The 16,255-nt window shown below is 50.1% G+C and carries 14 protein-coding genes; 12 read left to right on the top strand and 2 right to left on the bottom strand.

The features are described 5' to 3' along the window. Nucleotides 1-35: 35 nt before the first annotated feature. Nucleotides 36-482 (bottom strand): helix-turn-helix domain-containing protein, encoded by a 447-nt coding sequence (locus tag AC3WQH_RS06985; RefSeq protein WP_007781582.1) that lies wholly within the window; start codon nucleotides 480-482, stop codon nucleotides 36-38. A 300-nt stretch (nucleotides 483-782) separates the two neighbouring features. Between AC3WQH_RS06985 and AC3WQH_RS06980 the strand changes: the two genes are divergently transcribed. From AC3WQH_RS06980 to AC3WQH_RS06925, 12 genes are all read left to right on the top strand, one after another. Further along, a complete protein-coding gene (locus AC3WQH_RS06980; RefSeq protein WP_005827006.1) occupies nucleotides 783-2,705 on the top strand; it encodes a hypothetical protein in 1,923 nt (640 codons plus the stop codon). 23 nt (nucleotides 2,706-2,728) lie between these two features. After that, nucleotides 2,729-3,853 (top strand): hypothetical protein, encoded by a 1,125-nt coding sequence (locus AC3WQH_RS06975; protein WP_492331961.1) that lies wholly within the window; start codon nucleotides 2,729-2,731, stop codon nucleotides 3,851-3,853. Then, nucleotides 3,774-8,219: an RHS repeat domain-containing protein gene (locus AC3WQH_RS06970; protein ID WP_492331960.1), complete on the top strand. Its 4,446-nt coding sequence runs from the start codon at nucleotides 3,774-3,776 to the stop codon at nucleotides 8,217-8,219. Before AC3WQH_RS06975 ends, AC3WQH_RS06970 begins: the two co-directional genes overlap by 80 nt. Before the next feature lie 17 nt (nucleotides 8,220-8,236). Continuing rightward, the gene (locus tag AC3WQH_RS06965) at nucleotides 8,237-8,524 is read left to right on the top strand and encodes a hypothetical protein (protein ID WP_005827002.1); all 288 of its coding nucleotides are present in this window, start codon (nucleotides 8,237-8,239) and stop codon (nucleotides 8,522-8,524) included. Between the two features lie 401 nt (nucleotides 8,525-8,925). Next, entirely contained in the window at nucleotides 8,926-9,192 is a 267-nt protein-coding gene (locus tag AC3WQH_RS06960; RefSeq protein WP_005827000.1) for a hypothetical protein, read from the top strand. Then, on the top strand, nucleotides 9,185-9,475 hold the full coding sequence (locus AC3WQH_RS06955; protein ID WP_005826998.1) for a hypothetical protein: 291 nt from the start codon (nucleotides 9,185-9,187) through the stop codon (nucleotides 9,473-9,475). Before AC3WQH_RS06960 ends, AC3WQH_RS06955 begins: the two co-directional genes overlap by 8 nt. A gap of 1,183 nt (nucleotides 9,476-10,658) precedes the next feature. Further along, nucleotides 10,659-10,925 (top strand): hypothetical protein, encoded by a 267-nt coding sequence (locus tag AC3WQH_RS06950; protein ID WP_122952433.1) that lies wholly within the window; start codon nucleotides 10,659-10,661, stop codon nucleotides 10,923-10,925. Further along, complete coding sequence (locus tag AC3WQH_RS06945) at nucleotides 10,922-11,704, top strand: recombinase family protein (RefSeq protein WP_005826993.1); 783 nt, start codon at nucleotides 10,922-10,924, stop codon at nucleotides 11,702-11,704. The genes AC3WQH_RS06950 and AC3WQH_RS06945 overlap by 4 nt, the downstream gene beginning before the upstream one ends. A gap of 263 nt (nucleotides 11,705-11,967) precedes the next feature. After that, the gene (locus AC3WQH_RS06940; RefSeq protein WP_005826991.1) at nucleotides 11,968-13,203 is read left to right on the top strand and encodes an IS110 family RNA-guided transposase; all 1,236 of its coding nucleotides are present in this window, start codon (nucleotides 11,968-11,970) and stop codon (nucleotides 13,201-13,203) included. A 112-nt stretch (nucleotides 13,204-13,315) separates the two neighbouring features. Next, a complete protein-coding gene (locus AC3WQH_RS06935) occupies nucleotides 13,316-13,972 on the top strand; it encodes an RHS repeat-associated core domain-containing protein (protein ID WP_005826989.1) in 657 nt (218 codons plus the stop codon). A gap of 15 nt (nucleotides 13,973-13,987) precedes the next feature. After that, complete coding sequence (locus tag AC3WQH_RS06930) at nucleotides 13,988-14,545, top strand: hypothetical protein (protein ID WP_007781587.1); 558 nt, start codon at nucleotides 13,988-13,990, stop codon at nucleotides 14,543-14,545. 598 nt (nucleotides 14,546-15,143) lie between these two features. Continuing rightward, the gene (locus tag AC3WQH_RS06925) at nucleotides 15,144-16,007 is read left to right on the top strand and encodes a hypothetical protein (protein ID WP_005826983.1); all 864 of its coding nucleotides are present in this window, start codon (nucleotides 15,144-15,146) and stop codon (nucleotides 16,005-16,007) included. Nucleotides 16,008-16,010: 3 nt separating this feature from the next. Here the strand turns inward: AC3WQH_RS06925 and AC3WQH_RS06920 are convergent, their stop codons facing one another. Next, a complete protein-coding gene (locus AC3WQH_RS06920; RefSeq protein WP_005826981.1) occupies nucleotides 16,011-16,211 on the bottom strand; it encodes a helix-turn-helix domain-containing protein in 201 nt (66 codons plus the stop codon). Nucleotides 16,212-16,255 lie beyond the last annotated feature (44 nt).

Below are 16,255 nucleotides of genomic sequence, written 5' to 3'. Positions count from 1 at the left end.
TGTTTGATTTCGAAAAGAAAACCCCCGCCCAGGGGTTATTTTTTTTTCAGCTCTTCCGTGATGTCAAACAAGGAAGGAGGACGTGTCTCGCGCACCTGGCGCGTTTTCCACTGCTTTTTCAAGTCGTACCAGTAGCGGCGGATTTCTTTTTTTTCCTCCTCGGATGCCTCCAGATAGCCATCCAAAAAATAGTAGTCATCCGGATCGTCGATTTTCTCCTGCAACAGTTCGTCCAGCGAGCGCTGACCAGCCTGGGCAGATGCGGTCGCGACATAAGCTGCCCCATCGTCGGTCCGTCCCAGCAGCCAATCGGTCGTGACCTCCAAAATGTCTGCCAGCTGCATCAGCATGTCATTGGGAGGGGTGCTGTGATTGTTTTCGTAGTTGCTGATCGTTCCCTTGGTCGTGCGGACACGTTCTGCCAGCTCTTCCTGGGTCAGACCTTTTGCCTTGCGAGCTGTGCGTAAGCGCTGAGATAGCATGAGCGCGCCAGTCCTTCCGTTGCATATGTACAACTATATTGTACTAGAGTGAAAGCAAGAAGGAAAGGTTGTATGTGATTTTTATATTTTTTCATTTGACATACAAGAATGTTGTACATTAAGATGCTTGTATAAACAAAACAAGAACATTTGTTCTGTTTTGCGCGAAAGGAGGGAGACATTTTGGAGGGACAAGTGCCTGACGCCGATGGTCTGTTTCAGAAGCGATCCGGATTTGCTGCGAGAGCAGGACATGGATGAAGACCAGACAGGAAGCAAAAAAGGAAGAGGGGAGAATACATGAGAGGAAAACCGGTTGTTTTCCTGCTGCTGTTGGCTGTATTCGCTGTTGCTTGTTTTCCTGGGCGAACGGCTACAGCAGGAGAAGATCCGCTCGCTGCCATCTATGAAATGGATCAGGAGCTGTTGAAGCTTTCGCAGACGTTTGCCTTTTTCCAGGAGGTCGCGTCGCGCAAAAATCATCTGTCGCTCGCCAAGCAAATAGACGAGGAAGCGTCCGCGCTGTTGCGGCAGGCCAAGGAGCTGCACCACATCGAGGCAGCATCGGGCGAGGCGGAGCGGGCTGTTCAGCAAGCGGCAGTAGAGCAGCAGTTGTTGGCCCAAAAAGCGCCGCTTGCCGATTTGCTGCGTACGTACAACGAAAAGGCGGACGCTTACTGGGAGCAACTTCTGCCAGAACTGTCCGCCGCCCGAACGAGCAAAAGCAGCGCGAAGCAGACGAGTCTGCGCGCAACAAGCGCCGTCCTGGATCCGTTCGAGCCGAATGACGATGTCGATACCGCTTACCCGATCACGAGAGGCAATCTGTACAACTCCAAGCTCACCTGGAAAGAGGACATCGACGGATATCGCTACGATTCGGGAGCGCAAGCCGGACAAGCCACGGTCACCTTGTACGTCCCCAACGACGTGAACTATGACCTGATCGTCGTCGAGGCCCCGAACAAGGTGCTTGGCACGAGCATGAGTTCGGCATTGGGACAAGACGAGATCATCACGTTCCAGGTCCAGCCGAACAAGACGTATTATTTTTTCGTATTCAGCATGGATCGCCACTACAGCGAAACTTCGGAATACACGCTCGCCCTCAGCGAAGTGACGGCCGTACTGGGACTCAATCAGCCTGTCGATATCAGCCTGCCTGCCGGGGAGATCCCCACGTATCGCTTCACGGCTCCGATCACAGGCCAGTACCGGATTTACACCAGTCCGTACGGCGGGTTTGGGCCGTTGTTTGACACCTACCTGTTCCTGTCTCGCGACGAGCAACTGAAGCAGATCGTGACCTTCAACGACGAAGCGACGCCAGGCTCGCTTTTTTCCGCCATCGACGTTTCGCTTGAGGCAGGGGTGACTTATTATGCCTACGTCGCCTCCTACGACAAGACAAAAGGCGTTCACGCCAGACTGACTGCCGCGCTGGATACACAGGCAGCAGTTGCCTCGCCTGTCCTGCATGAATCCGCCGCCAACGATGGAAGCGTCACGGAGCAGCAGACCATCACGATCACGAACGGAATGCTTGCAGCGGATGCGGCAAACGCGGTATCCGTCAGCAACGTGCCGCCCGGACTGACGCCACTGGTAACAAGGGAGAGCGATTCCCGGCTCACGATTCAGTTCGCGGGAAAAGCGCTCGCTCATGAGCAAAAGCACAGCGCAGACAATTTGTTCGTGACGATTCCCAAAGCGAAGGTGGCCGGGATGGATGCAGATGTGATCGCGGGTCCTTTTGCCATCGCATTTGCCGATACAGAAAGCTTTTTCATACACGCGCCGCAAGATGTCCATCTGGAGCCAGGGGGCAAAAAAATCGTGAAGTTTACGCCGCCGTCTTCGGGCAGCTTCGAAATTTTTACGAGTTTTTACGGCGGCAATCCTGCGGAGGGAGCGAGCAATACGCAGCTTGCCGTCTATGAAGATTACGCAGGCACGCGGCTTTTGGCGGCCAACGACGACGGCGATCAGCCGCCTTTTTCCAAGGTGAGCCTGTCCATGCAAAAGGGAGAGGATTATTACCTCGTCCTGTCAGCGGCAGACAATGGCGCGGTGCATGCGCGGCTTGCGGCCCGTTACCTGGGCGTGGAATACGTCTACAACGCCAAAGGTCAGCTCGTGCAGATCAAGCAAAACGGCAAAATTTTGGCGGAGTTTACGTATGACGGCAACGGAAATCTCATGCGCAAGCTGATTCATCCATAAGCAGCACAAAGAGGAGGGATAGGATGCGATACAATCGCTGGATGAAGAAAATGGCAGCCGTGGTGTTGAGCGGCACGCTGCTTTTGCCGAACATGGCTTTTGCAGAGGCGAGCCTGCCCGCGAAGCCGCAAGCTTCCTACGCTTCGGGCGAAAGCGCCACGACCAAGAAATGGCTTTCCGCTTATCAGGCTGCCGTGCAGGCGGAAGCGGGGAAAAAGGAACAACGGCCGGATGAGAAGCCGACCTACAGCAAAGCAGAGGTGATGAAGCGGGACTGGACGCCGCTTCCGGCAGAAAGCGTCTGGCAGTTGTACCAGACAGGCAACAGAAAATTGCTGCAACTTGCGGCGTATGTGTATCCGCAAGTCGATCAACTTTTGTCTCATAACGAGCAGGTCGACAAGTACCAATGGGAGGGAGAGACGTTCCAGCAGAAAATGGACGGGCTGTCCGCTGCCGAGAAACAGCAACTGGAAGCGTCCGTGCCGCAGGTCGTCGCCTTGTACGAAAAAGGCAAGCAGGCGGCGGCGGAAAATCAAGCTGCCACGTCAAGCAAGGCGAAAGCGACAGATAGCCTGACGCCAACCGCGGCCGCGACGGCAAGCATCCCTGACGCCATGTTTGAAACCGAAGGCCTGACTTACAAATACCAGCGCACCAACACGGACAATCCGGTGGACGAGCTGTATCGGGCAGCCAACGTGCGGGAAGTCGACGTCCACCTGGAAGGCAAGCACGGCATGGACCTGACCATTGAGCGGCGCTATTCGTCGCTCGATGCGATGACCGAAAACATTTACTTGTCTTCGTCCGGCAAAAACAAGACGTATCCGCTGCAAGGGGACCCCAATCCGTTGCCGACGGGGCTGGAGCTACAATTTTCCCCGCTTTCAGGAAGTCTCGAAGGAAGACGCGAAGTGCGGCTTCCGCGCGGATGGATCCAGATATACGTGCGGGGCGTCCGGCGAAGGCAAACGGTACATTTTCACGCTGGAAGACGGGACGATTCTGGAGTCTTCGTCCATCAAAGGGGAATGGGTAAACACGCCGTATCAGCCAAATGGCGGCATGCATTTCTATCGCAAACGCTACGGGGAGTTTGGCGACAACCATATCGTCACCCTTTCCGTGGATGGCATGACCTATGAATTTGGCGAGGAGAGTTACTACCGGAACGAAGAATTGTACGTGACCCATCTGGTCAAAAAGACGAACGTCTACGGAGATACGATCCGCTACCGCATTCCCGAAGACTGGGACGAGCCAATCGAAATCACCGACAGCGTCGGTCGCCTGGTCGTCCTGGAGCGCAACTGGGACATTGATCTCAAGGTGTACCAGGACAGCAGCAAGACGAAGCTGCTCAAGCATTTGCAATACGAAAAAGGAGTCGCGGTGAGCGACAAGGACCGGGTTATCGAGTATAGCGTCACGGGCGGGGAGAGCAAGGTGATCGCCGAGTACACCTACCTCAATCCGCGGACGTACGGCACGACCGAGTTCAACCTGCATCCCGCCTACACCTTCCCGGCTCCGGACGGCGTCATCGCCTTTGACGACGGCGGCCTGGAGTCGACGGCGTACACGAGCCTGGACCAATCGCGAAAAGCGACCGTCAATTACCGCCTGCTCAAACAAGTCACCTATCCGGTGGAAGGCTTGTCCATGACCTATACGTACAGCATCTACCAGCCGGATGCGCCGGGCTTTCTCGACCGGGGGGTGACCCGGATTTATCACGACAGGGAAGCGTTGACGTACACCAGCTATTTGCCGGTCACGGCGGTCAACTTCCGCTTTGCGAAGACGCCGCATCCCGACCAGCCTGCGACGGAGTGGTATTCGTACACGAAATACTACCCGCACATCACGAAAGAAATCTGGAAGTCGCCGAAGTCGCAATCGGGGCGCCTGGCGAAGCAGTCGCTGGATCGGGACGGTTCGATCGTCGTTTCGCGGATGGTACAGGCAGGACTGCCGAGTGAAGACAAGACGTACCGCGCCAACGAAGACCGCAACTTCGTGCTGCAATCGGTGAAAACGTACGTCGGCAACGGAGCCGATGACGACACGATCCAGGGCGCGCTTTCCGTGACGGAAGACGGCAAGACGTATCAGTATGCGCCCGCGAGCTACACGAGCTACTTGTACGAAGACCGTGCCACCAAACCCGCCTATGTGTACCACTTCCTCGGCCGCCCGTCTTCCTTGACCGCGGATGCGGACGTGTACGCGTTCCTGCTCGCCCCGACGTCCGGACGATTGGACAAGGTGCAGGCAAGGCTCGGCCGCTACGCGCACATCATCCAGTACCGCTACAATGAATACGGCGATGTAACCAAGGAAGTCGATCCGAAAGGCAACGTCACACTGTGGCAATACCTCAATCTGTCCGGGCTGCGCGTTCCATCGAGCGTGAAGAAAACGGCGGCGGACAACCCGAACCATTTTCATCACGAGACGTACACATACGGGAGCAATCTCCTGGTAGCGACGGAAAAAATCGTCGACTCGTACCCGGATGGCGCCGGAACCAAAGTAGTGCAGGTCGACCGCACGTACACCTACAACGACAAAAAGCAGCTCACCTCGATGACGGAAACGAGCACCGGACCCGATGCCAAAACGGTCACGCAAGACATTTCGCGCTACGATGCGCTCGGCTTGTACCCGGCCGACATCATCCTGGACGTCGAGGTCGCACCTGGGGAGAAGGACATTTTGCATCACGTTTTTGCCTACGACGGACTCGGCCGCCTGATAGCCCGCGCCTATCCGGACAACACCGTCGTCCTGTACGAGTACGACCTGCTCGGCCGGCGGACCAAGGAAAGCGTGACGAGCAAACAGCAGACGCGGACAACGACCTACGCCTACGACGATGACGCGCGCAAAGTCACGATGACGCTCCCGGACGGCAGCAAGCAGGTCACGCAGTTTACGCCATACGGGGAAGTCGAGTACAAAGCACAGGTCGGCACAGACGGCAGCGTTCGCCCGCTTTTGTACAACACGTATTCCCTGGACGGCAACCATTTGTTGTCCAGCGCGCCGTACGCCGACAACAATCGGGCGACGACCTACGTCTATAATGCAGACGGCAGCGTCTGGCAGCAAAAAGACCCGGTTGGCACCACCGTCTACCTGACAGCCAACGCCGTCCGCGACGAAACCAGCTACGTGCCGGCGCTCACCCGCCTGACGCTCGCGCCTAACGGCTTGCAAACCGTTCAATACCACGACCGCCACGGCCAGGTGGAAAAAGAAGTCCGGCGAACCGGGGACGGTACGCAAAGCTTGACGACGAAGCTCGTCCGCAACACGTTTGACCAGGTCATCCAAAAAACGGAGACCGACCAGACCGGAAAAAGCCGCACCTGGACGTATCGCTACACCAATGACGGCAAGATCACCGATTTGCGCGATCCGGAACAAAACCACTACCAGTACGAGTATGACGCGCTCGGCAACCTGGTGACGGTCAAGGAAAACCAGGTGCTGACGACGAAAAACCATTACAACGCTCTGTCCTGGAAGCTGAGCGAGCAGGATGTCCCGTCTGGCGCCACCGAATCGTCCGCCTACAACCCCAACGGGACGCTGAACACGTTTACCGACAAGGCAGGCAACCGCCATACGTACAGTTATACGCCTTTCGGGGAGTTGGCAAGCATCACGACCCGCAACGCAGCAGGCACGGTGACCAACCTGGAGACGAAAGACTACGTTCCGAACACGTCGCTGGTGCAAAAGGAAACGAACAGCAACGGCGCAGACACCTTCCCGACAGCGAGCCACTACCGGGAGATAACGTACAGCTACGATGCGTTCCAACGCTTGCAAAGCCAGACCGTGTTCGGCCGCACGTACCGATTGGGCTACACGGATCGCGACGATCTCATGGATTCGCTGACGTATCCGGACGGGACGAAGGTGGACTATCGCTATGATCGTGCCGGGCGTCTCACGGAAGTCAACAGCAGCCTGACAGGGAAAATCGCATATGCGTACACGGTGGACAACACCGGAGAGCAAACACAGACGACCTATCCGAACGGCCGCGTCAACAAGCGCAAGACCGATTCTTTCGGACAAGTCGAAACCGTGGCGCACGAGCAAAACCAGGCCGCGATCTGGCAAGAGACCAACCGGTATGAATTTGGCAACGTGGTTTCCATCCAGCGCAACGGCGTCACTCATCAGTTCGCATACGACAAAATCGACCGTTTGACCAAGGAAGTCGTTCCCGGTACGACGAATCAATATTCGTATGACGGCCGTGGCAACCGCTCGGCTTTCGCCGGCACCTTGCCAACCGACTCAGCCAGCTTCACCTACACCTTCGACGAGCGCAACCGCCTGCGCGGCGTTTTGAACGAAACAACAGGCGAGACGTCGACGTACACGTATTTCGGAGACGGCCTACGCGCAACCAAAACCGAAAACGGTGCGCAAACCAAGTACGTCTACCTGAGCGGCAAAGTCATCGAAGAACTGGACGGCACGAACCAACTAAAGGCGCGCAACGTCTGGGGCAACGAACTGCTGTTCCGCCAGGACGCTTCGTCCGGCAAAAACGGCTATTACCACTACAATAGCCACGGGGATGTCGTCACCATCTCAGACGCAAACGGCCAGGAGCTGAACCGCTACGACTACGACACCTGGGGCAATGTCCTTTCCAAAACAGAGGGGATGTCCAATCCGTTCCTGTACAGCGGCGAAATGTACGACGAGCAGACAGGTTTTTACTACTTGCGGGCGCGGTATTACGATCCGAAGGTAGGGCGGTTTATTTCGGAGGATACGTATAAGGGGCAAGTGGATAATCCGCTGAGTTTGAATCGGTATACGTATGTCAAAAACAACCCTTTACGTTATATTGACCCGACAGGGCATTGGGATCAAAAAATTGGCGCTAACTGGGTAATAAACGAAGCGAAGAATAGATGGGCACTAGCACAAACTGTTGGAGAAAAAAGGTATTGGGGAAATTATGCTAATGACATTAGAGCAAAAATGACCAAAGCAGGATATTCCCAGTCAGACATAATGCAACCCTCGGATGCTATGATTCCAGATGAACAAGTAATGAAGATGGCAAGAGAGTCTGCTCCAGGGCTTACATTTATTGCTGACTTTAGCAAAGCAATTTGGGATTACCCAGGAGAAGCCGCCGCAGTAAAAGGTGCGTTCTTTATTGGAAGTTTATTTAACAAGGGGAAAGGCTTTAGTAAGTTAGACGAAGGATTAAACTTTGCTGCTAAAGCTGCTCAGCATATGGACGAGGCTGGAAGATTTGTACCCGTTCAAATTCAACAGGCTGTTATTAAGTATGGTAAAGGACTACCTGACCCTAGAGGCTCAAATGCCACGATGTATTATGATGTTATGTATCGAAACGGCAAACAATATAATATCGAAGTACTATACGATGCTAAAACGAATACAGTTTATCATTTCCAATATACAAGGGAGGCTATTGGCCCTCTTCCAGCTATACCAAAGCAATAAGGAGTGAGGCGGAGAACATGAAAGAACGAACCCCTAAAGAACGCTTGTACTGGTTGATTGAATTATATCAGCAAAACGAGATTGAATTACCAAGATTCTGCGATGAATTCTCGTATACCTATAACATTGATCTCGATTATGATGAGTTAACAGAACTTGAGCGTGAAATGTTTCGTAATCTAGCGGGTATCGCTTCAAGATTTTCTCCATTCGAGGAGGATCATAAACTTGATCCAAAGGCATTTTATAAAGAAGAGGACGTCAGAGAGATGGTAAAGCTAGTAGTAGGTAAATTGAACATTTGAAAGTAAACGTAGCCCCACCCCAAACGAGTAATCAACAACTCGTCTGGGGTTTCTTTTCGTATTTTTGGCACAACCCCGCCCGTAAGCGCAACACGCACCGCCAATTATAAGCTCCTGATAAAGTGAAGCTAGACAATTTTGAGGATGGGGGCAGGGAGATACCAGAACACTACCCGCCCCGCCGCGAAATGGCGTGTCTTGGTGTTGTAGAGAGCCACGTATGACGCCCGAATTGCACAAGGATTTGCAGAACCGAGGTTCAGGCTTTCAAAGCAGTGATGTGACAAAATTAAGGATGATTTGCTGTCTGCTCTCTGAATGGTGGGTATACATATGTGTTAGCCTCTAGCGGTAGCCGCCTAATCTATTAGAGACAAAAACTAATAGAGGGGGTTATGCTCATGAACCATCCAGTTAAAGAATGCATCTCTATGCTGGGAGTATCGCAGGTATCATTTGCCGTGTTGCACGACTTATCGTTTCAACGATTGAAGGCTTGTTTATATGGGCACACTCCCGCCATCCCGCCGAGAATCGTAAACGCTCTAGTACAACATGGCTATGATGAGCAGGAAGCACAGAAGCAGTATCAACAATGGCGTAAATGGAAAGCGGAGCAAGAACTCCTCGCCGCCGCCCGCAAGGAGGGAGGTGAAGACAATGAATAGACTACCGTTGGATATTGTCGTCACGTTGATGAGGCGGGAGCAGGTACTCGCTCAAAATGAGATTGACCAACTAGCCGCGCTGTTTGGAAAGCATGTCAAGGACTTGCTGTCTTCGGAAGATGTCGAATACGCTCTTGCCTGTTATCTTGCTAAATCGAAGCACAACGATGTCGTTTACAGGAACAGTGTATTGGAGAAAGTGGTTCGCTTCATGAATCAGTACGGCTGGCATCTATCGGATGATTTCAGAGACTACTATAAGAAATATGCGTTGTTTCGTTGACCTAACCCCGCCATGTGGCGGGATTTTCTTTTTGTGTGGGCTTCTTAGTGCGGCTAGAGGCGATTTTTAGATCGGGGGGCGGGGGAGGCTGATTCTTTGGCAGTCTTATTCTTCCTATATCATTGAACACGCTCTCTCTTGGTTATCTAGGAAGATCGTTTCCATGTTCATGCTCTGTTGATTATCTATATGTATATCTTGGCAGGCTCGCTGCTTCTCACCCCCGCCCCGCTCCGCAGGGCGGGGAGTTCATCCATGTGAGGGGAGGACAACAGAGCGTTCCCCCTCTTACGAGGGAGAACAAACTAGGCTGTGAGGTTGAGGTATCCAGAGCCTACATGACATCAAACGCACCCAGGTGTAGCTTTACTGCGTGGATGGTTGAAACCATCACTCTGTCAAGGTTCCCTGTCCAAACGGACACTACGACGGAAAATCTGGGGAAATGCGTCCTTCATCACAGGACACACTTATCCTGTCCCGCCTTTAACGCGACTTCGTTCATGTAAGAGGTTTACATGACCACATTCGGCTGATGAACGCCGAGGCATTTTTTAACGTGTTCTTCTGCGACCACGGGTAGAGCTTCCATATTCATTTTCACGATCTTGATAGACCTGTTACTTTCTCTATACGAAACGAACGGGGGCTAGTTAAGGGGGAGCGTTTATTTTTCTGTCGAGATTGATTCCATATTCTAAAATTAGAACAGAATAATATTAAGGGAATAACAACCAGATAGAAGAATACCCATTCTATCATCCCCTCGCCTAGGCTCGGGGGTGTCGTTACGAGGAGCTTACCCTATTCGGTAGGCTCTTTTCTTTTACCCCTCCCCGCCGCCGCGCACCAACTTCCCATGAAAATTTCCCGTAGGAATCATGTCGTCCCCCTGCCTGCGAGGGAAGTCCTTTCTTTTCCTAGGCACTGGGGCGGTTATAAGGAATGTCCGCAGATTCATTTTAAAAATAAATCCAAACCGCCTGTAACCCCCTTTACACGCCGCCCTGTCATATGGTCTATCTGAATCCCACAGCAATTTGATTACGCCCTTTGACAACCGCATAAAGAAGCCTGTGAACTGCCCCGCCTCCCGCGAGATTGACGTATGCAGGATGCGCGGCGGCAGTAATTGATTCCAAGGGCGTTACGAAAACTGGAATTTGCGAAACGGGGTGAACAGATGAAGGATTTGGCTCAAACACTAGCCCTACTGTCAGATCAGGAAATCACGCTTATTCGCAAAGTGGAAACCTGTGAGGCGTATCTGACTATCATCTTTGCATACACGGAGCAAGAAGGACACAACTACCATCTTGTAGCCATCGAAGAGATCATGAAAGCCGTTTGCGCTCTCCAATGCGCATGGCTGACGGATTTATATCATATCAGGCTGGAAAAAGCGTTTATCACCAACCGACTACAGCATGAAAGAGGGGTAGAGCAATGAAAACACGAGTTGTCGGCTATGTTCGTGTATCTACACAGGGACAAGTCAAAGACGGATACTCGCTTGCTTATCAAGTGGAGGAGATTCAGCGATTCTGCGCCCGCCATAACCTTGAACTGCTCGACATCTACAAGGATGAAGGGATTAGCGGGGCAAAGGTGGACGAGGATGAATTAACCATTGAACGAGAGGGATTACAGGAAATGCTGTCCGACCTGAAATGGCGAGACGTGAAATATATCGTTGTCTTAAACACCAGCCGCCTATGGCGGGCGGATATGGTCAAAGTGCTGATTCAGCGGGAGCTAAAGCGGCATCAAGCGGATGTCAAAGCTATTGAGCAACCCAATTACAGTATCTATGCACACGACCCCAACGACTTTTTGGTGAACGGAATGATGGAACTGCTCGACCAGTATCAGCGGCTAGAGATTGCCCTCAAATTGAGCAGAGGACGGCGAAAGAAAGCCCAGCAGGGCGGTTATGCGGGTGGCAGGGTTGCCTTAGGATACAAAGCCACCAAAGGGCAGAAAACGCTCTCTGTTGACCCTGTACAGGCACAGACTGTCCGTAGAGTCTTTGAGTTGAAAGAACAGCATCCTATGTGGTCATTGGCGCAGATTGCCGCAGAACTCAATCAGCAAGGCTTCAAAACGGTACAAGGAAAACCGTTCAGCAAAGTACAGGTGAAGCGCATCCTAGACCGCGAGGACTTTTACAGGGGGATATATCGCTATGGTCAGATCGAAGCCAAGGGGGTACATCAGCCCATAATCTAGCTTTTCGTTACTTAACGGAGAGCCATTGATCTCGTATAGAGCAAGTAAAGACGGTAGTAAGAGATTGCTGGCGTATCTTTGCGGCTTGTCCGCTCGAACTGAGGGTGCAACCTTACTGTAAACACCGTTTCAATGCCATTGGTATCGAATGGTTTCTCATGGGTTAGATTTTTGCTTGCGTATCTTTGTAGCATGTCTACTTGATCGGAGGATGCAAACTCTAGCTCATCAGGAACCATTCGATACAGGAGAGGAGTCTGTATATGGACTATCAAGACAATTTGATCTATGTGGGCGTTGACCTGCACAAAGAGCATCACACGGCAGTAATGATTGATGATCGGAATCGGAAGTTGGGCGAGATTCAATTCCTGAACAAGCCCGCCGCCTTTCCGAAACTTTTACAGGAAGTGAAGAAGCACACGAAAAAAGGCATGAAAGCCGTCTATGGATTGGAGGACATCGGCGGGAACGGCAGAGCGTTAGCGGTATTCTTGGCGGAAAGCAATTGCTGGGTAAAAGAAGTGAATCCAGTCCTCTCTACAGCTAGACGGAAAAGCCATGTGACGGTACAGAAATCAGATAGCTGGGATGCTGAATGTGTAGCGCGGGTACTGCGAGACGAGTTAGAGAAGTTGCCAGATGCCAAGCCCATGGACTTGTATTGGGCACTCAGCCAGCTTGTCACTCAGCGGAGATCGCTGGTGAAGAACCAAACGGCACAAAATCAAAAACTGCATCAGCAGTTGAGCTATCACTATCCAAGTTATAAGCAGTTCTTTTCACAGGTAGATGGAAAGACTGCTCTTTCGTTTTGGAAGAAGTACCCTTCCCCACGCCACTTGGCAGGCGTGACCGAAGAGGAATTAGCGCAATACTTGCGGAAATGGAGCAATTACTGTCTATCCGACAAAAAAGCGGCTCAAATTCTCGCGCTGATAAAAGAAGATGGCGACACAACAAGGGACTTCCAAGAGAAGCGGGATTTTATCGTGCAAAGCCTTGTCCGAAACATCCGTTTCAATCAGATTGAGTTAGCGAGGATAGAAGGGGAAATCAAGGAATTGATGGCAGGTCTAGGGTTTCAACTTGAAACGATGACGGGGATAGACCTTGTAACAGCGGCAGAGTTAGTAGCGGAGATTGGCGACATTCACCGCTTCTCCACCCCCGAAAAACTGGCTCGTTTTGCAGGAATCGCCCCCATCTTTGCAGGTTCGGGCGGGAAGGGGAGGAACTATAAGAGCAAGCAGGGAAATCGCGTCCTGCACGAGATCATCAAGGGCATAGCCATTCGCCAGATAGCGGTTACGAGAGGAAAGAAAGAGCCACGTAACCCATATTTCTACTCGTATTATGAGCAGAAGCTGGAGGCGGGGAAAACGAAGCAACAGGCTATCGTCTGTATTATGAGGAAGTTGGTCAACGTCATACACTACCTGATGCGAACAAAGGCGGCGTATGAGATGCCTACTGTTTCAGAGAAACAAGCAGGATGATAGAATAAGAATAGCTGGCGGTAATTGGAAAACAGTTGCCGCCTTCTCTCTACGAAAGTAACGGTTTATTAACTAGGATACGTATAAAGGACAGGTTGACAATCCGCTTAGTTTGAATCGGTATACGTATGTGCATAACAATCCTCTCAACAATGTTGACCCAACAGGGCATTGGTGCGAATCTAAGGAAGGTAAATGGGCACATGCAGGTAGTTGCAGCAGCAAGGGAAGTAAATTCGAAGCTGATTATAAGCATGATAATGACTTTATTAAAGAAAATGGTGTCATAACAGGAGTCTACGAGCACATTGAAGGTGCAAGAGAAGATGTGGCATTAGAGGTCAACACCTTCTTACTGTTTGCTCCATTGCCCAAATTCTTATGGGGAGGGAAAGCGGCGGCGGCAGGAAAAACGGCTGTTACCGTTTGGGACTCGATTAAAGTTACACAAGCCGCAGTTGCAGGAACAAACATTCCTAAATCGTTTGTACTGAACGGGTTAAAAGCAGGTGGACATGAACTATGGGTACATCCAAACGCAACAAAACATATGGTTGAATACATGTTGAAAAATCCAGAAGTGATTAACCTTAGCACGAAGAGCAAGCAGATGATTGAACAAGCAATGCTGACTAGTTTTAGGACTGCGGTTGAGAAAGCAATTCCTAATCTTAAATCTGGAAGAAACTTCATGACAATAGGACAATGGGAGATAGGAATAAATGTTACTGAGACGGAGGCAGTAATATATCACGCATTGTTCAAGTAATTGGGGGAGTGTTTTTTGAAATTACTTAGCACGTCATCTACCAATAGTTTTGTTTCTGTTTCTCACGAAATCGAATATATGGGAGACAAATTTGTTCTTGTAACTATCACTGTAGATATTCCTGCACCTGAAAAATCATACCTTTATAGGGGAGGTTTTCAATGGAGACTGTATGGTGAAGCAGAACCGTTGGCAGTATCGTTGGATTTTAGGGATGATATTTCTCATGGTGGTGGGGTATTGAAAGAAATCAGATTCTTTATTAGTGAAACTGTTACTCAAGAAATATGTGGGATTAATTTCCATAAGAAGATAAACGGACTCCCAGTGTTAAGTTTGGATAACCAAGAAACTCATCATGGATATTTTCATGAGGAAAAGGGAACTTTCCGCCTCCATCTCGTAGACAAATCTTTATATTGTCTATTTGAAAATATTGAAAGTGATATGGAGGTAGAAATAAATGAACATTTAAGTTGCCTTTTTGATAGTGAAAAAGTATTTTCTGGTTTCGTAATACGAAATCTAGTTGATGAAGAGATAAACGTAATCAAAGAAGCAAACTTAATTTAGTTCACATACCTTACCCCAAACGAGTAACCAATCTCGTCTGGGGTTTCTTTTTGCATTTTTTGACTGGGCGGCAATTGAGATAGACCCCACCCAGTGCCGAATGAACCGCTTTATCTCCCAAAAGACAATATAACCCTTGTAATACCCGTACATTATTTTCATGAAAGTTGTGTTCGGACAAACAATGTTGCAAAAAGTACCCCTAATTCCCCTTTCTTCCCCATTGTTTATTCCATCAAAATAGCCAGATACCATCAATTTTTACCGCAAAAACCTTATCTTCGTTTTCTCCCTGTTTTTTGGAAATCCAATAAGAACGCAACTAACCTATCCCCCATTTCGATAGGGACGGTGAAAGGATAAAAATTTTCTGCAACAATCCGCAAGGATGGAACGATTACTAAGATGCAGAGGGACATGAAGTAAAGGAATCTTGCAACTAATGGGTATGATGTCCCGACTATGAAGAGTGTAAGGAAAAAAATCTGGTAACGTGCCAGTTTACATATAGCAATTGGGAAGGTCATGTGGTAATGGCTAGCCGCCCTCCCCTCTAATTAAGCCAGAAATTCATCAAAATTTTTGGAGGGGGAAGAAAATGAGTAACATCAAGCTGTCGATTGATAAGATGGTCATTGAATACAAGGATGTGCATTGGAAATTCTTTAATCCATTTAAACGAAATATCTGCGACTACTACGGTATCACCGAGTCTATTGGAAAGACAGATTGGGGATTTAAGTATCATCTTCACATCGAATTGTCTGATGAGACCTACCTACATATCTCCTATCAGCCATACCATGAGCCGAAATCACTCAAACACTCTTTGCGTATCGAAACGCACCCAGACTATCTGCCAGAGTTCAAGCACCTATTAGATACGCTTTATCAGAACGCAAGTTCGATATGGTTTGCTCGCTGTGATGTCGCATTTGATATTCCTAGCCCGATAACTAACGTGTTTACTTCATCCAAGACGGGACGGCGAATGAATCTGTACGAGGGGACGAGATACTTTGGTAGAAAAAGTAAACGTCAACAGGCAGGCTACTGTAGGGTGTATGACAAGAGGAAAGAGCAAGAGGAGCGGAAAAGGAAGAATACGGTGGGGGAACTAACTAGAGTGGAAATCGTCTACAAACCAGACGAGAAAATCCCAATGGAGGATTTAGTTCAACATCCCCCAAGATTCAATCAACTATACTTCTGCTCGGTATTGCATGACATAACTCCATTGAAGCCAGAGAAACGAGCAATCGTGTTGGCAATTCAAAACGGTTTGATGACAATGGATGAGTTTACTCCCCACCATAAAAGAACGATTGCTGAATTGCTAAAGTCACAGGAAGTCGTAGACTTCGATAGCATAGCAATCGAACAATGGGAAGAGACTGTACTGCTCCCCTGTGCGTTAGTGTGTGGAAGGGTGAACAGAACTGCCAAAGATGAAGCGTGTTGACCTTTAATCAATCTCAATCAGTTCTTCAATGCTGATATTCAGCGTCTTGCAAATAAGTTCCAAAGTCTCTAAATATACCCTGTCTACCTTATCAGAACAAAGATGATTGACAGTGCTTGCTCTTAACCCTGTAAGTCTTGCTAATTCCCGTTGAGAGATACCTCTTTGTTCAAGAATCTCTCTCAGTTTTACCCGAATTGCCATGTTATTTCCTCCTGAATAGGTAACGCTTAAGCGTACTAGACTTG

It is taken from the genome of Brevibacillus sp. FW301-21C12A (assembly GCF_058788915.1).
Note: the sequence above shows the minus strand (reverse complement) of the source record. Positions and strands in the feature narration are given on the sequence as shown.